This is a genomic window from Gordonia cholesterolivorans (genome assembly GCF_039531975.1).
Classification (GTDB): Bacteria; Actinomycetota; Actinomycetes; order Mycobacteriales; family Mycobacteriaceae; genus Gordonia; species Gordonia sihwensis.
The window spans coordinates 12,575-28,537 of sequence record NZ_BAAARB010000014.1 but is presented as its reverse complement, the minus strand read 5'-3'; the positions used below and the strand labels follow the sequence as shown (position 1 = coordinate 28,537).

Sequence of the window (15,963 nt, the reverse complement as noted above, 5' to 3'; positions counted from 1 at the left end):
GCCGGGAGTCAGCTCGCGAGCTGGCGGCGCCACCGGCGGGCGCGGACAGCGGTCTCCTCGCCGACCCTCGTCGCGACGTCGCGTGCGTGTTCGGCGAACTCGGGTGCGCGATCGACGATCTCCTGGGTGGTGTCGGCGAGCTGCGCGCGGGCGGTGCCCGCGAGCTGTGAGGCGCGGTCCCGGATCTCGTCCACGGGCACGCGGTCTACCACTTCCTGTGCGCGTTCGGCCGCATCGTGCGCGAGCGCACTCGCGCGGTCGGTGAACCGTTCCGGTTCCACCTCGGCCGCGGCGTGCAGCGGCTTCGCAGCCCGGTCCGCCAGCTGGTGTGCCTGCACCTGCGCCTGCTCGAGCGTCCGCCGGGCGCGCCAGCCCAGGGACGGGCGTCCCTCGGTGTCGGCGGCGGCGATCAGGACTCCGCCGAGCAGTCCCACATCCTTCACGAACAACGACTGCTTCAGCGCACGCCGGGCCGGGTCCGTCTCGTTCCAGAAGTCGCTGGCCAGGACCATGGTCGGAACGATGGTTCCGGCGAGGACGGACGACGCCAGCCGCGGTGCGCGGCCGGTGGCGAGGGCGACGCCCGCGGCGATCTGTACGGCTCCGGCGACCTGAACGACGGTCTCGGCGCGAACCGTGGAATCGACCAGCGGCTCGGATGCCTGGGCGCGGCGCGACGGTGAGGTGAGCGCGTCGGCGCCGGAGGCGATGAACGCGGTGCCGAGCAGAGGTCGTGCGATCTTGCGTAACAGCATGGTCGTCCTTTCATCGGGGGACTGTGATCCGGACGCCCGGCCGGCCCGATCCTCGATGCGGTCGGCAGTGGCCGAGCGACGTCCCTCCTCCGAGGCTACCGATCCGGGCCCGGCTCACCAGCCGCGTTCGCGCCACTCGCTCAGATGCGGACGCTCGGCGCCGAGAGTGGTGTCCTTGCCGTGCCCGGGGTAGACGACGGTGTCGTCCCCGAATCGGTCGAAGAGTTTCTCGGTGACGCCGTCGAGCAGGATCTCGAAGTCGCCCGGCTGCCAGGTCTTGCCCACGCCGCCCGGGAACAGGGTGTCGCCGGTGAACAGGTGCACGCGTCCGGAGCGTTCGGTGAGGACCAGCGTGACGGATCCGGCGGTGTGGCCGCTGATGGCGATCACCTCGAGCGACAGGTCTCCGACCTCGATGGTCTCGCCGCCGGTGAGCGTGCGGTCGGGGTCGAGCGGGAGCTCGTCGGCGTCGGCCTCCCCGACGACGATCGGCACCTGAAGCACCCGATGGACCTCCTCGAGGCCCTGCCAGTGGTCGAAGTGTCCGTGCGTGGTGAGGATCTGCGTCACCTCGCCGGGGAGCGCGTCGAGCAGCGCGAGGATGGTCTCCGGATCGTTCGCCGCATCGATCAGCAGGCTCTTCCCGGTCGCGGAGTCGGTGACGATGTAGACGTTGTTGTCCATCGGTCCCACCGACATCTTGACGATCGTCGCGTTGTCGAGCGCCCGGCGCTGCGCATGCGCGCCGTGGTGATCGGGATCGGGGGACACGTTGCCCGTGTAGTCGTCGGTCAGTTCTACCTCGATGCTCATATTCCCAGGTTAACGTCCTCGGCCGTGATGCCCAGCCGGAATTGTCGGAGGGTCCGCGTACGCTTGCAGCCGGATAATTCTGCGACGTGAACGTAAGGAACTTTCTGTGGTTGATCGCCTGATCGTCCGGGGTGCACGGGAGCACAATCTGCGCGGGATCGATGTCGACCTGCCGCGCGATTCGCTGATCGTGTTCACCGGCCTGTCCGGTTCCGGGAAGTCGTCGCTCGCGTTCGACACGATCTTCGCCGAGGGGCAGCGACGCTATGTCGAGTCCCTGTCGGCGTATGCGCGGCAGTTCCTCGGGCAGATGGACAAGCCCGACGTCGACTTCATCGAGGGGCTCTCGCCCGCGGTGTCGATCGATCAGAAGTCGACCAACCGGAACCCGCGCTCGACGGTCGGCACCATCACCGAGGTCTACGACTACCTGCGCTTGCTCTACGCGCGCGCCGGTACCGCGCACTGTCCGGTGTGCGGCGAGAAGATCGCCCGCCAGACGCCGCAGCAGATCGTCGATCAGGTGCTGGCGATGGCCGAGGGCGTGCGCTTTCAGGTCCTCGCCCCCGTGGTGCGCAGCCGCAAGGGCGAGTTCGTGGATCTGTTCGCCGAACTGCAGGTCCAGGGTTTCGCGCGCGCGATGGTCGACGGAGCCGTTCACCAGCTGTCGGATCCGCCGAAGCTCAAGAAGCAGGAGAAGCACGACATCGACGTGGTGGTCGACCGCCTGGTCGTGAAGCCGTCGGCCCGCCAGCGTCTGACCGACTCGGTGGAGACGGCGCTGCGGCTGGCGGACGGCATCGTGGTGCTGGACTTCGTGGACGTCGACGAATCCGACCCGAACCGGCAGCGGCGCTTCTCGGAGCGGATGGCCTGCCCGAACTCCCACCCGATCGCGATCGACGATCTCGAGCCGCGCGCGTTCTCGTTCAACTCGCCGTTCGGCGCCTGTCCCGAGTGCGACGGTCTGGGCGTCCGCAAGGAGGTCGACGAATCGCTCGTGGTGCCGGATCCCGACCTCACCCTGCGGGAGGGTGCGATCGCCCCCTGGTCGACCGGTCATAACGCCGACTACTTCCTCCGGCTGATCGAGGGTCTGGGCGACCAGATGGGGTTCGACGTCGACACCCCGTGGGAGTCGTTGCCGCGTACCGCGCGCAGAGCACTGCTGAACGGCTCCGATCATCAGGTCCATGTGAAGTTCCGCAACCGGTATGGACGGACGCGGTCGTACTACACCGAGTTCGAGGGCGTCATGGCGTTCCTGTCGCGGCGTGCGGAGACCACCGAGTCCGAGCAGATGAAGGACCGCTACGAGGGCTATATGCGCGACGTGCCGTGCCCGGCCTGCAACGGCGCCCGGCTGCGGCCGGAGATCCTGGCGGTCACGCTCGACCACCCGGTGTACGGTCCCAAGTCGATCGCCGACGTCACGTCGCTGTCGGTCGCCGAGTGCGCCGACTACCTGAACGGTCTGGAACTCGGCGAGCGCGAGGCCGCCATCGCCGGACGGGTCCTCAAGGAGGTGCAGGCGCGCATCACATTCCTGCTCGATGTCGGCCTCGAGTACCTCTCGCTCTCGCGGGCGGCGGGTTCGCTCTCCGGCGGCGAGGCTCAGCGCATCCGCCTCGCGACGCAGATCGGAGCCGGGCTCGCGGGAGTGCTGTACGTGCTCGACGAACCGTCCATCGGTCTGCACCAGCGGGACAACCGGCGGCTGATCGACACTCTCGTCCGGCTGCGCGACCTGGGCAACACGCTGATCGTCGTCGAGCACGACGAGGACACCATCCGGGCCGCCGACTGGATCGTCGACATCGGCCCGCGTGCGGGCGAGCACGGTGGGCGAGTGGTGCACAGCGGCAGCTACCCGGACCTGCTGGCGAATCCGGAGTCGATCACCGGCGCGTATCTGTCCGGCCGCGAAGTGCTGCCGGTTCCGTCGATCCGGCGTCCGATCGACAAGAAGCGCATGCTGACCGTCGTCGGTGCCAGCGAGAACAACCTCAAGAACATCGACGTGTCGTTCCCGCTGGGGGTCCTGACCGCGGTCACCGGCGTCTCGGGGTCGGGCAAGTCGACTCTCGTGAACGACATCCTCGCCACGGTGCTCGCGAACAAGCTGAACGGTGCGCGGCAGGTGCCCGGCCATCACAAGCGGATCAAGGGACTCGATCACCTCGACAAACTGGTCCAGGTGGACCAGTCGCCGATCGGCCGCACACCGCGATCGAATCCGGCCACGTACACGGGCGTCTTCGACAAGATCCGGACGTTGTTCGCGGCGACCACCGAGGCGAAGGTGCGCGGCTACCAGCCCGGGCGGTTCTCGTTCAACGTGAAGGGCGGCCGGTGCGAGGCGTGCATGGGCGAGGGCACCATCAAGATCGAGATGAACTTCCTGCCCGACGTCTATGTGCCCTGCGAGGTGTGCCACGGCGCGCGGTACAACCGCGAGACGCTCGAGGTGCACTACAAGGGCAAGACGATCGCCGAGGTCCTCGACATGCCGATCGAGGAGGCCGCGGACTTCTTCGAGCCGGTCACCTCGATCCACCGGTATCTCAAGACGCTGGTCGACGTGGGTCTCGGGTATGTGAGGCTCGGTCAGCCCGCACCCACCCTGTCCGGAGGCGAGGCACAGCGGGTGAAGCTGGCTGCCGAACTCCAGAAGCGGTCGACCGGCCGCACGGTGTACATTCTCGACGAGCCGACCACCGGCCTGCACTTCGAGGACATCCGCAAGCTGCTGCTGGTGATCAACGGGCTCGTCGACAAGGGCAACACGGTCATCGTCATCGAGCACAACCTCGACGTGATCAAGACCGCCGACTGGATCATCGATATGGGACCCGAGGGCGGCAGCGGCGGCGGCACCGTGGTCGCCGAGGGCACACCTGAGCAGGTGGCAGAGGTCGCCCGGAGCCACACCGGCGCCTTCATCAGGGAGTTGCTCGCGTCGTGATCGCGGCGGGCGGAGACGACTGGCTGACCACGCGATTGCGTGCGGCGGGCTGCGTCTTCGCCGAAGAGGAGGCCGCGGTTCTCCGGCGCTGGGCGGACGGCGAGGCAGAACTCGAGCAGTGGGCGCGTCGGCGGGCGGCCGGTGAGCCGCTGGAGCACGTCGTCGGACACGTCGAGTTCGCCGGTCTGGATCTGGCTGTCGGGCCGGGAGCCTTCGTGCCACGACAGCGGTCGCGGCTGCTCGCGCGGGTAGCCGTCGAGCTGCTCGGAGCCCGGCCCGCGCCGGTGTTCGTCGAGGCGTTCTGCGGAGTCGCGCCGATCGCGTCGTACGTCGCGGCCCGGTGCCGGTCCGCGCAGGTGGCCGCGACCGACGCGGATCCGGTCGCGGTCGGGTTCGCTTCCCGCAATCTCACCTCGGGCGCGGTGTACCGGGGCGCGGGGCTGTCGGGACTGCCTGCGGAGCTGCGCCGGGAGGTCGACGCGATCGCGGCGGTCCCGCCGTATGTGCCGGCCCAGGCTCTGGAGCTGCTTCCGCATGAGGCCACCGATCACGAGCCGCGCTCGGCGCTGATCGGCGGGGGCGCCGACGGTCTGGGGCACGCGTCGGATCTGCTGCGCGAGGCGACCGAGTGGCTGGCGCCGGGCGGCGCTGTCGCGATCGAGATGAACGCCCGCCAGGCGCCCGCGGCCGACGAGACCGCTCGCGCTGTCGGCCTGCACCCGCGAGTGGTGCCCGGCGAGGACGGGCAGACGGTGGTCGTGGTGGCGGCCGGGCCGCGGCGTTAGAGCCCCATCGACCGCCGGAGTTCCTCGAGCTTCTTCTTGGCGGCTTCTTCGCGTTTCGCCAACGCGTCGTCGAGCGCTTCGGCCTCCGCAGACATCTCCGACAGCTCCTGGCTCCCGATGGCCGTCGCAGTGCGTTGCTCGATCTTGTCGCGCACGTGATCGAAGGTCGGCACACCCGCTGGCGTGTATCCGGTGACCTCTTCGTACGAGGGTGCTTGCACCGGCGGCACGGAGTCGGGCGGCACGATCTCGGCGTCGAGGGGTTCGTCGTCGCCGGAATGCGTCATCGCTCCAGCCTACGCCGGACGTCTGCGACCCGGACGCTCTGAGACCCGGGCGCCTGAGGCCCGGGCGGCGTGATCAGCCCTTGACCGGTCCGGTGTACTTCTCGCCGGGCCCCTCGCCGGGCGCATCGGGGTACGACGACGCCTCGCGGAATGCGAGTTGCAGCGCCTTGAGCCCGTCCTGGATCGGCTTGCGATGCAGGCCGAGATCAGGGGCGGCGGCGGTGACGAGGCCGGCCAGTGCGTTGATCAGCGCGCGGGCGTCGGGCAGATCCTTGAACTCCTCGTCTCCGCCCGCATCGGGGCCGATCTTCTCGGCCGCGGCGCTCATCAGCATGATCGCCGCGCGGGTGGTGACCTCGACTGCGGGAATGGTGGCGAGCTCGCGAACGTTGTCCTGGTTCGCGTCGTCTCCGCCGGCACCTCCCGGGGCGACGTGGACGTTCGCGTCGTCGGAGGAGGTGTCGCCGGTCGAATAGGAGTTATCGTTCACGCCTGTTAGACTGTCACAGCATGACCGCCTCGGTTCGCGCCGGGGTAGCAAGAGGATTCTTCGAGTCCCACCGTGCGACGCTGTCCCAGACGAGTAGTTTCACGGTTCCGGTCACACCATCGCCAGTCGATGAACCGAGGTCACTCGGCTCTCGGCGGGCATTATGGTGTTCTCGGCCTCGAATCTCCTCACGCTTGCCAGTCGTATTGGCCGGCCACATGGAAAACATTGATCGAGGAGGCCACATCAGCACTGAAACCCGCATCAACGAGCGCATCCGCGTCCCCGAGGTCCGTCTCGTCGGACCCGGCGGTGAGCAGGTGGGCATTGTGCGTGTTGAAGATGCGCTTCGCCTGGCTTACGAAGCCGACTTGGACCTGGTGGAGGTTGCGCCCGACGCGCGCCCGCCGGTGTGCAAGATCATGGACTACGGCAAGTTCAAGTACGAGGCGGCGCAGAAGAAGCGCGAGTCCCGCCGTAACCAGCAGATGACCGTCATCAAGGAGCAGAAGCTCCGCCCGAAGATCGACGACCACGATTACGAGACCAAGAAGGGTCACGTCATCCGGTTCCTCGAAGCGGGTTCGAAGGTGAAGGTGACGATCATGTTCCGCGGTCGCGAGCAGTCCCGTCCCGAGTTGGGCTATCGCCTGCTGCAGCGCTTGGGAGACGACGTTGCGGAGTACGGCTTCGTCGAGACCTCGGCCAAGCAGGACGGACGCAATATGACCATGGTCCTCGCCCCGCACAAGGGCGCGAAGACCAGGGCCAAGGCCCAGCAGGGATCCTGAACCCACCACACTGAAGTAGCAGTGGACCCGAACCGCCCGGATCGCTCCGGGCGGGACTCGGGTCCGCCCGAATGAAGGAAACCAATGCCGAAGAGCAAGACGCACAAGGGCACCGCGAAGCGATTCAAGGTGACCGGCAGCGGCAAGATCGTCCGCCAGAAGGCAGGCAAGCGCCACCTCCTGGAGCACAAGTCCTCGCGCGTCACGCGTCGCCTGGACGGCATCACCGTGGTGAGCGAGAACGATGCCCCGCGCATCAAGCGCCTGCTGAACCGCTGACTTTCCGCTTAAGACTTTAGAAGGACACTGACTAATGGCACGTGTGAAAAGGGCTGTCAACGCCCAGAAGAAGCGCCGCTCCGTTCTCGAGGCGTCGAAGGGCTACCGCGGACAGCGGTCGCGCCTGTACCGCAAGGCCAAGGAGCAGCAGCTCCACTCGCTGACCTACGCGTACCGGGACCGCAAGGCGCGCAAGGGCGATTTCCGCAAGCTCTGGATCACCCGCATCAACGCGGCGGCTCGTGCGAACGACATCACCTACAACCGCTTCATCCAGGGCCTCAAGCTCGCCGGCGTCGAGGTGGACCGCAAGGTGCTCGCCGACATCGCCGTCACCGACCCGGCCGCGTTCACCGGTCTGGTCGAGGTGGCTCGTGCCGCGCTGCCCGCGGACGTCAACGCTCCCGCTGCCTGATCTCCGCTGAGATCGCAGTGACGCGTTCCCGGCCCGCGACGGACGTTCTCACCGAACGTTCGTCGCGGGTCGTTTCGTTGGCGAAGCTGCATCGCGCGTCGGTGCGCCGCAGCGAGGGCCGATTCCTCGTCGAGGGATTCAATTCCGTCGACGCGGCGCTGAGCACGGGCCGTGCGTTGCAGGTACTGGTGCGCGACGACGACGCCGATCGGCACGCCGATCTGGTTCACCGCGCGCTCGACGCGGGCGTTCGTGTGCACCGCCTCTCTCACCGCGCGGCGGACAAACTGTCCGAGACGTCGACGGCTCCCGGGATCTTCGCGGTGTGCGAGTTGCTGACGGCGGCGCTCGGCGACGTCCTCGCGCGCTCACCAAAGCTTCTGGTCATCGCGGTCGAGCCGCGCGAGCCGGGAAACCTCGGCACCCTGACTCGGTGTGCGGACGCCATGGGTGCCGACGCGGTGGTCCTGCTGGGAGAGTCCGTCGACCCGCACAACGGCAAGAGCGTCCGGGCGGGTGCGGGGAGTCTCTTCCACATCCCGACGGTCCGCGAACCGGATGTCGCTGGTGCGCTGGCCGCCGTCGCCGCGGCGGGCATCACGACGCTGGCAACGGAGATGGACGGCGAACTGAGCCTCGACGACGCCGACGAGGTACTCGCGCGGCCGCACGCGTGGCTGTTCGGGAACGAGGCTCACGGACTGCCCGGGCAGGTACTCGACGGCGCCGACCGCCGCGTTCGGATTCCGCTGCGTGGGCGCGCGGAGAGCCTCAACCTCGCCGCCGCGAGCGCGATCTGCCTGTACGCCAGCTCCCGCGTGCTGAACCGCGGACGTTGATCTGTTGACCTTCCCAGGGGTCCTGGCCGGGTGAGGTTCTCCGGAAAATCTTGCGGCAGTACGATTCCGGAATGCACGTCCTCTTCAGCTACGGCACCTTGATGGATCCCGCTGTGCAGGAGGGCGTCTTCGGCGCCCCGATACCGACGGAGCCCGATGCCCTGCCGGGCTTCGAGATAGGCACGGTGACGATCACCGATCCCGAGGTCATCGCATTGAGCGGTACCGCGACCCACCTGATTCTGCGCCCGGGGGCACCCGAGGCGGAAGTGCCCGGCGCCCGACTGGAGCTCGATGACGCCGGTCTGCGTGCGGCGGACGAGTACGAGGTCGACGACTATCGCCGCGTCGAGGTGACGCTGAGCTCCGGCATCCGTGCGTGGGTGTATCTGGCACACGAGGATGCGGCAGTCTTGGAGGGATAGGCTTCACTCACCTAAGTTAGGTGAGGCTACTATCGGACTCGGTGGTGCGGAAACCTAATCGAAGGGGTGTGAGGTGTCAGTTTCTCCGGAGGTCGCCGACCGAACCGACGCCGTGATCGCAGGCTTCGCCGAACCGCGGCTGGCGGCCGAGCGGCTGTCGGTCGGATACGACGGCACGACGATCATCGACGGCCTCGACGTGACGATCCCGACCGGCCGGGTCACCACCATCGTCGGTCCCAACGGCTGTGGCAAATCGACTCTGCTGCGCACGCTCTCGCGGCTGCTGTCGCCGTCGGCGGGAGTGGTGATCCTCGACGGAAAGAACATCGCGACGCAGAAGCCGAAGCAGGTGGCGCGTACCCTCGGTCTACTCCCGCAGAACCCGATCGCGCCCGACGGCCTCACCGTCGCCGATCTCGTCTCCCGCGGCAGGCACCCGCATCAGTCCTGGTATCGGCAGTGGTCGCGGGAGGACGAGGTCGCCGTCGCCGAGGCGATGGAGCTGACCTCGACCACCGAACTGGCCGACCGCGCGGTCGACTCCCTGTCCGGCGGCCAGCGCCAGCGCGTGTGGATCGCTATGACGCTGGCGCAGCAGACCGATCTGGTGCTGCTGGACGAGCCGACCACCTACCTGGATCTGGCGCACGCCGTCGATGTCCTCGACCTGGTCGACGAACTGCGCACCGAGCACGGCAAGACGGTGGTCATGGTGCTGCACGATCTGAACCTCGCGGCCCGCTACAGCGATTCGCTCGTGGTCATGCGCTCGGGCGAGATCGTCGCCGAGGGATCGCCGAACGACGTGCTGACCCCGGAACTACTCGCGGCGGCCTTCGGTCTCGAATCACAGATCGTCACCGATCCGATCGGCGGCACACCGATGGTGGTGCCGATCGGCCGGCGCGGCAGGCACGCCGGCTGATCACGCAGCGAGCTTCACCTCGTGCGGCGTGGTGATCTGATCCTCCGTACGCGTCGCGTCGCCCTGCTGTCCGGTCTTGTTGAGACCCCAGCAGTACTGACTCGAACCGGTGACCGCACACGTCACGCTGTACGAGGTGACGACCTGGCGGACGTCGCTCACGCCTGACACGTGCTGGGGGCTGTACTGCTGCGAGGTGGACCCATCACCGACTTGACCGTAGAGGTTGTTGCCCCAGCAGCTGACATCGCCGTCCGCCACCGCGCAGAATGTGCCGATGTCGACGGAGATCCCGCTGACGCCCGTGAGACCCTCCACCTTCGCCGGTGAGCTCTTCTTGGCCTCGGAGTCCTTGCCGAGCTGCTGATTCTTGTTGCTTCCCCAGCAGTACGGAGCGCCCTCGGCGATAGCGCAGGTGTTCCAGAACGGGGTGTTGTCGACGGTGCCGCCACCGACGGACACCGCGGACACGTCTTTGAGAGAGGTGACTTTGGTGGGGGTGCTGTGATCGTCGGTGCTTCCGTCGCCCAGTTGGCCGTCCCAGTTGCGCCCCCAGCAGTACAGCTCATCGGATGCGACGGCGCAGACCGACCCGGCCCGCGAGGACACCGACGTGACGTTCGAGAGTCCGGCCACCTTCGTGGGCGTCTTCAGACTGTCGGTGGTCGATCCGCTGCCCAGCTGCCCTCCCGAGTAGAAGCCCCAGCAGTACAGATCACCGTCGGAGACCGCGCACGTCGAGGAGTTGGACGTCGAGACCGTGGTCACCTTGCCCAGCCCGGGCACCTTGAAGGGGGTGGTCTTCTTGCTCATCGTTCCGGCGTCGCCGGCCTGCCAGAAGAGGTTGTCTCCCCAGCAGTACAGCGATTCGTCCGCTACCGCGCAGGTGGTGACCGCGGAGTTCGATCCGGTGGAGTCGAAGGCGCCCATCGAGACCGCGGTGACGTTCGAGAGCCCGGCCACCTTGGTCGGCGTCTTGCGTTCGGATGTGGTGCCGTCTCCCAGCTGGCCGCTGGAGTTGTCGCCCCAGCAGTAGAGGCTGCCGGAGCCGATCATGCACTCGCTGCCGTACGCCCCGGCGATCTGCGGGGTGGCGTAGACCTCGGCGGCGGGCTCGTCGGACGACGGCCACCACAGAGGCGAGGTCGCGGCCACCGCGACGACGGCGACCGCGGCGACGGCGGCCACGATCCAGCCGATACGCCGCCGCTTCTTCGGCGGCTGCGGCGGTGCTCCTGCGAATCCGTAGGGGCCGGGTCCCGCCTGCTGTCCGCCGGGGAAGGGGCCGGGTCCTGAGAACTGCTGTCCCGGGTACGGCTGGCCCGGGTAGGGAGGTGCCGCCTGATAGGGCGCCTGCCCGGCGTACTGCGGGGCGGGCTGGGGGCCGCTGTCGCCGTACGGCATCGGCGGCTGTCCCGGATGCTGCGGTCCCGGCCACGGGGTCGGCGCGGGCGTGGGCGCCGGTGTCGGTGTCGGTGTCGGTGTCGGCGCCGGGGTGGGTCCGCTCGGACCGGGCGGCGCCACCGGCGCCACCATCGTGTGCTGTCCGGCTGCGGTCTGGCGCAGAGCCGCGTCGAGCGCGGCGGCGAAGGCGCGGCAGTCGGGGAATCGCGCTGCGGGATCCTTTGCCATCGCGCGAATCAGGACGGGGGTGAGCGCGTCGAGGTCGGGACGCACCGCGCCGAGCGGAGGCGGCGGCTGCTGCACGTGGGCCATCATCAGCGCCGTCGAGTTCTCGGCGGCGAACGGCGGCCGCCCGGCCAGGAGCTCGTACGCGGTGCACGCGAGCGAGTACTGGTCCGACGCAGGTCCGGCGTGGGCGCCGCCGATCACCTCGGGAGCCGTGTAGGTGACAGTGCCGATGATCGAGTTCACCGCCGTCAGCTGCGGCGAATCGGCGAGCTTGGCGATGCCGAAGTCGAGAAGGACCGCCCGGTGCAGGGAGCGGTCCGACGACCGGGTGACGACGATGTTCGCGGGCTTGATGTCCCGGTGCACCACTGACCGCGAATGGGCGTAGTCGAGTCCGTCTGCCACCTGCACGATCGCCTGGACCACCTCGGCGGGAGTCAGCCGCGCAGAGGCGAGATTGGGTCCGTCGATGTAACTCATCGTGAACCACGGTTGGTCGTCGGCGATCCCGTAGTTGTGAATCGTGACGATCGACGGATGATCGAGTGCCGCCATCGTCCGCGCCTCATTGCTGAAACGCTGCTGGAAATCGGGGTTCGACGCCCCTCCGACGGAGATCACCTTCATCGCCTCACGGCGGCTGAGTTGCTCGTTCTCGACGACGTACACGTCGCCCATGCCACCCGAACCCAGCAGTTCGACCACGCGATAACCGGCGATGGTCGTTCCCGGCGCTTTCGACAACTGGCTGCCTTCCTCTGCTCGGCCCCCAACAGTGCGACCTGCTGAAATCGATGTGTTGATGACGGTAGACCATGGGCGGGCCGATACGCGCGACACCGTCTCCCGAGCGAACGACGACGTCGACGCCGGGGCGGGCCCGCGACGGCGGCCGACGGCGGCCTGAGGGGAGGGGCGCGGGTCGTTTCGACTACCCTTGACCCGAGTTCTTTCAGGCCTCTACGCAATAGGAGATGCGAGCCCGGTGGCTGACGATTCTGCTGTCAACGAATTCCCGACCAGCGCCGAGCTGGACGCGGCCGTCGCGGACGCCGTCGCCGCGTTCGACGCCGCCGGCGATCTGGAGGCGTTGGCCAAGGCCAAAGCCGCGTACTTCGGTGACCGGTCGCCCATCGCTCTCGCGCGACGGGCACTGGCCACGCTGCCGAAGGATCAGCGGTCGACGGCGGGCAAGCTCGTCAATGAGGTCCGCGGCAGGGTCCAGGCGGCACTCGACGCCCGCACCGAGACGTTGACCGCCGAACGCGACGCCGCGGTACTGGTCGCCGAGACCATCGACGTCACGCTTCCATCGGGCCGCCGCAGCCGCGGTGCCCGTCATCCGATCACGGTGATCGGCGACCAGATCGCCGACGTCTTCGTCGGCATGGGCTGGGAGATCGCCGAGGGCCCCGAGGTGGAGACCGAGCACCACAACTTCGACGCTCTCAACTTCCTGCCCGACCACCCGGCGCGCTCGATGCAGGACACGTTCTACATCGCGCCCGAGGGATCGCGGCAGGTGCTGCGCACCCACACCTCGCCGGTGCAGGTCCGCTCGATGCTCAGCCGCGAAGTGCCGATCTACGTCGCCTGCCCCGGCCGCACCTTCCGGACCGACGAACTCGATGCGACCCACACCCCGGTCTTCCACCAGATCGAAGGGCTGGCCGTCGACAAGGGCCTGACGATGGCCAATCTGCGCGGCACGCTCGAGGTGCTGGCGAAGGCGCTCTTCGGTCCCGAGACCACCACTCGGATGCGCGCCAGCTACTTCCCCTTCACCGAACCCTCCGCCGAGGTCGACGTGTGGTTCCCGGGAAAGAAGGGCGGCGCCGGATGGGTGGAGTGGGGCGGTTGCGGCATGGTGAACCCGAACGTCCTCCGGTCCAGCGGCATCGACCCGGACGTGTACACCGGTTTCGCCTTCGGAATGGGACTCGAGCGGACCCTCCAGTTCCGAAACGACCTGCCCGACATGCGCGACATGGTCGAAGGCGACGTGCGCTTCACCCTCCCGTTCGGTCCGGCCCTCTAGCAGAATCTTCGCAGCGATCACACGAAAGTAGTTGGTGAACAAGTGCGTCTCCCACAGTCCTGGCTGACCGAGGTCCTCCGCGAAGGCTCCCCGGATTGGACCGCCTCGACCGAGGAGATCGACGCGGGTTTCGTACGCGTCGGTTTCGAGATCGAGGACATCGAGCCCTTCCCGGAGATCACCGGTCCGCTCGTCATCGGCCGTGTCGAGGCCATCGAGGAGCTCACCGAGTTCAAGAAGCCGATCCGCTTCTGCCAGGTGGCGGTCGGGGAGGAGACGCCTCGCGACATCGTCTGCGGTGCACGCAATTTCGCTGTCGGCGACCTGGTGGTCGTGGCGTTGCCCGGCGTAGTGCTGCCGGGCGACTTCGCGATCGCCACGCGCAAGACGTACGGCAAGACCTCCGACGGGATGATCTGCTCGGTCACCGAACTCGGGATCGGGAACGACCACTCCGGCATCCTGGTGCTCGCACCGGGGACCGCGGAGCCCGGTGCCGACGCCCGCGAGGTCCTCGGCCTGGCCGACACGGCGATCGAGGTCAACGTCACGCCCGACCGCGGCTACGCCTTCTCCATGCGCGGACTCGGCCGCGAGTTGGCCAGTGCTTTCGAAGTGCCCTACGTCGATCACGGTCTGGCCGGGGAGCCGCTGGCGGCCGATGTCGATCGGGAGTCATGGCCGGTCGCGATCGACGCCGACAGTGACGCCACCCGCTACACCGCCCGCGTCGTCACCGGTGTCGACGCCACGGCGTCGTCGCCGTGGTGGATCGCCAAACGACTGATGGTGGCGGGTATCCGGCCGATCTCCGCGATCGTCGATGTCACGAACTACGTGATGATCGAACTGGGTCAGCCACTGCACGCCTTCGACGCGGACAAGATCCGCGGCACGGTCAGCGTCCGCTCCGCACGAGCGGGGGAGACCCTGGAGACCCTCGACGGCGTCACGCGCAAGCTGGACCCCGAGGATGTGGTGATCGCCGACGACTCCGGCCCGATCGCCCTCGCGGGGGTGATGGGTGGAGCCGCGACCGAGGTCTCCGACGAGACCACGAACATCCTTCTGGAGTCGGCCAACTTCGACCAGGTGCGGGTGTTCCGTACGGGCAAGCGCCACAAGCTGTCGTCGGAGGCGGCGAAGCGCTACGAACGGCTCGTGGATCCGGAGATCACCGCGGTGGCCTCCGACCGGGCCGCCGCGCTGATCGCCGAACTGGCGGGCGGCCGCGTCGCCGGTCCGCTGTCGGACGTCCGTACCGCGACCGTTCCCTCCGCCGCCATCCAGATCGACCCGGGACTTCCCGATGCGACCGCCGGTGTCGAGTACCCGGCTGGGACCACCGCCGCGCGTCTGCGCGAGGTGGGATGCGTCGTCGACGGTGACTCGCCGTTGCTGGTGACCCCGCCGTCGTGGCGACCCGACCTGCGCCAGCGTGCCGACCTCGTCGAGGAGGTGCTGCGACTCGAGGGTCTCGAGGACATCCCGGCCGTGGTGCCGCGAGCCACCGGTGGTCGCGGGCTGAGCCCCGCTCAGCGCCGTCGCCGTGCCATCGGCGTCGGCCTGGCCACCGATGGGTACGTCGAAGTCCTGCCTTACCCGTTCCTTCCCGCAGACGTCTTCGATACATGGGATCTGCCCGCCGACGACGTCCGCCGCCGGACCGTCTCCGTGCTCAATCCGCTCGAGTCCGACCGGCCGGAGCTGAACACCACTCTGCTGCCCGGACTGATGGAGATGGCGGCGCGCAACATCGCCCGCGGCCGCCGTGATCTCGCGCTGTACACGATCGGTCAGGTCGTCATCGGCGGTCAGCAGGGACCGACCGTGCCCCCGCTGGATGTGACGCGCCGGCCCACCGAGGCCGAGCAGACGGCGCTCGACGCATCCCTGCCCGACCAGCCCTTGCACGTGGCCGTCCTGCTCACCGGATTGCGCGAGCCGGCGGGTCCGCTCGGGCCGGGCCGCACCGCGGACGCCTACGACGCGTTCGAGGCGGCTCGGCAGATCGGCCGGGCCGCGGGGGTGGAGCTCGAACTCGTGGCCGACGACCATCAGCCGTGGCACCCCGGCCGCTGCGCTCGGCTCGAGGTCGACGGCGTCGTCGTCGGTCATGCCGGGGAACTGCATCCGGCGGTGCTGGAACGCACCGGTCTGCCCGCGCGGCTGTGCGCGGTGGAGATCGACGTGGACGCGCTGCCGCTGCGCCAGAACCTGCCGTCGCCGAAGGTGTCGCCGTTCCCCGCCGTGCTGCAGGATGTGAACGTCGTGGTGGCCGCGGACGTGGCCGCCCAGGACGTGCAGGATGCGCTGGTCGCCGGCGCGGGAGAACTGCTCGAATCCATCTCGCTCTTCGACGTCTACGTCGGTGCTCAAGTCGGCGAAGGCAACAAGTCCCTGACCTTCGCGCTCACCTTCCGCGCCGCCGACCGCACGCTCACCGAGGATGAGGGGACCGAGGCCAAGATGGCTGCGGTAGCGCATGCGGGCGAGGTCGTGGGCGCCCGCTTGCGCTGAC

The 15,963-nt window shown here is 68.4% G+C and carries 15 protein-coding genes; 10 read left to right on the top strand and 5 right to left on the bottom strand.

The window, feature by feature from the left end:
- Positions 1–8: 8 nt before the first annotated feature.
- Together ABFX36_RS13145 and ABFX36_RS13140 are read right to left on the bottom strand one after the other, a co-directional pair.
- A complete protein-coding gene (locus ABFX36_RS13145) occupies positions 9–755 on the bottom strand; it encodes a DoxX family protein (RefSeq protein WP_006895455.1) in 747 nt (248 codons plus the stop codon).
- A 114-nt stretch (positions 756–869) separates the two neighbouring features.
- The gene (locus tag ABFX36_RS13140; RefSeq protein WP_006895456.1) at positions 870–1,568 is read right to left on the bottom strand and encodes an MBL fold metallo-hydrolase; all 699 of its coding nucleotides are present in this window, start codon (positions 1,566–1,568) and stop codon (positions 870–872) included.
- A gap of 106 nt (positions 1,569–1,674) precedes the next feature.
- On the opposite strand from ABFX36_RS13140, the gene uvrA reads away from it, so the two are divergent.
- Together uvrA and ABFX36_RS13130 are read left to right on the top strand one after the other, a co-directional pair.
- Complete coding sequence (gene uvrA / locus ABFX36_RS13135; protein ID WP_346076706.1) at positions 1,675–4,533, top strand: excinuclease ABC subunit UvrA; 2,859 nt, start codon at positions 1,675–1,677, stop codon at positions 4,531–4,533.
- Positions 4,530–5,318 carry a class I SAM-dependent methyltransferase gene (locus ABFX36_RS13130; RefSeq protein WP_346076704.1) on the top strand — a complete coding sequence of 263 codons (789 nt, stop codon included), beginning with the start codon at positions 4,530–4,532 and terminating at the stop codon, positions 5,316–5,318. Before uvrA ends, ABFX36_RS13130 begins: the two co-directional genes overlap by 4 nt.
- On the opposite strand, the gene ABFX36_RS13125 is transcribed toward ABFX36_RS13130, so the two are convergent.
- Positions 5,315–5,605: a hypothetical protein gene (locus ABFX36_RS13125; protein ID WP_346076702.1), complete on the bottom strand. Its 291-nt coding sequence runs from the start codon at positions 5,603–5,605 to the stop codon at positions 5,315–5,317. The two genes, ABFX36_RS13130 and ABFX36_RS13125, sit on opposite strands and share 4 nt — an antisense overlap.
- A 73-nt stretch (positions 5,606–5,678) precedes the next feature.
- Positions 5,679–6,095, bottom strand: a complete 417-nt coding sequence (locus tag ABFX36_RS13120; RefSeq protein WP_346076700.1) for a DUF1844 domain-containing protein — start codon at positions 6,093–6,095, stop codon at positions 5,679–5,681.
- Positions 6,096–6,313: 218 nt separating this feature from the next.
- Between ABFX36_RS13120 and infC the strand changes: the two genes are divergently transcribed.
- The 6 genes from infC to ABFX36_RS13090 all read left to right on the top strand — a co-directional run bounded on the left by infC (position 6,314) and on the right by ABFX36_RS13090 (position 9,772).
- Positions 6,314–6,886 (top strand): translation initiation factor IF-3, encoded by a 573-nt coding sequence (infC, locus tag ABFX36_RS13115; protein ID WP_006895461.1) that lies wholly within the window; start codon positions 6,314–6,316, stop codon positions 6,884–6,886.
- 84 nt (positions 6,887–6,970) lie between these two features.
- Positions 6,971–7,165 (top strand): 50S ribosomal protein L35, encoded by a 195-nt coding sequence (rpmI, locus tag ABFX36_RS13110; RefSeq protein ID WP_006895462.1) that lies wholly within the window; start codon positions 6,971–6,973, stop codon positions 7,163–7,165.
- Positions 7,166–7,199: 34 nt separating this feature from the next.
- Complete coding sequence (rplT, locus tag ABFX36_RS13105) at positions 7,200–7,580, top strand: 50S ribosomal protein L20 (protein ID WP_006895463.1); 381 nt, start codon at positions 7,200–7,202, stop codon at positions 7,578–7,580.
- An 11-nt stretch (positions 7,581–7,591) separates the two neighbouring features.
- Positions 7,592–8,419: a TrmH family RNA methyltransferase gene (locus ABFX36_RS13100; RefSeq protein ID WP_428832060.1), complete on the top strand. Its 828-nt coding sequence runs from the start codon at positions 7,592–7,594 to the stop codon at positions 8,417–8,419.
- Positions 8,420–8,490: 71 nt separating this feature from the next.
- Positions 8,491–8,844: a gamma-glutamylcyclotransferase family protein gene (locus ABFX36_RS13095; RefSeq protein ID WP_346076694.1), complete on the top strand. Its 354-nt coding sequence runs from the start codon at positions 8,491–8,493 to the stop codon at positions 8,842–8,844.
- Between the two features lie 73 nt (positions 8,845–8,917).
- Positions 8,918–9,772, top strand: coding sequence for an ABC transporter ATP-binding protein (locus tag ABFX36_RS13090; protein ID WP_428832059.1), 855 nt, complete (start codon positions 8,918–8,920; stop codon positions 9,770–9,772).
- On the opposite strand, the gene ABFX36_RS13085 is transcribed toward ABFX36_RS13090, so the two are convergent.
- On the bottom strand, positions 9,773–12,148 hold the full coding sequence (locus ABFX36_RS13085) for a protein kinase domain-containing protein (RefSeq protein ID WP_346076692.1): 2,376 nt from the start codon (positions 12,146–12,148) through the stop codon (positions 9,773–9,775). It lies immediately after the preceding gene.
- Between the two features lie 241 nt (positions 12,149–12,389).
- Between ABFX36_RS13085 and pheS the strand changes: the two genes are divergently transcribed.
- Positions 12,390–13,442, top strand: a complete 1,053-nt coding sequence (gene pheS, locus ABFX36_RS13080; RefSeq protein WP_006895468.1) for a phenylalanine--tRNA ligase subunit alpha — start codon at positions 12,390–12,392, stop codon at positions 13,440–13,442.
- A 42-nt stretch (positions 13,443–13,484) separates the two neighbouring features.
- A complete protein-coding gene (pheT, locus tag ABFX36_RS13075; protein ID WP_346076690.1) occupies positions 13,485–15,962 on the top strand; it encodes a phenylalanine--tRNA ligase subunit beta in 2,478 nt (825 codons plus the stop codon).
- Position 15,963: the final 1 nt, after the last annotated feature.

Bases quoted from the DNA above. Each gene is read 5' to 3' on its own strand.
- ABFX36_RS13145 (WP_006895455.1), bottom strand. From the start codon at position 755: ATGCTGTTACGCAAGATCGCACGACCTCTGCTCGGCACCGCGTTCATC.
- ABFX36_RS13140 (WP_006895456.1), bottom strand. From the start codon at position 1,568: ATGAGCATCGAGGTAGAACTGACCGACGACTACACGGGCAACGTGTCC.
- ABFX36_RS13125 (WP_346076702.1), bottom strand. From the start codon at position 5,605: ATGACGCATTCCGGCGACGACGAACCCCTCGACGCCGAGATCGTGCCG.
- infC (WP_006895461.1), top strand. From the start codon at position 6,314: ATGGAAAACATTGATCGAGGAGGCCACATCAGCACTGAAACCCGCATC.
- rpmI (WP_006895462.1), top strand. From the start codon at position 6,971: ATGCCGAAGAGCAAGACGCACAAGGGCACCGCGAAGCGATTCAAGGTG.
- rplT (WP_006895463.1), top strand. From the start codon at position 7,200: ATGGCACGTGTGAAAAGGGCTGTCAACGCCCAGAAGAAGCGCCGCTCC.
- ABFX36_RS13095 (WP_346076694.1), top strand. From the start codon at position 8,491: ATGCACGTCCTCTTCAGCTACGGCACCTTGATGGATCCCGCTGTGCAG.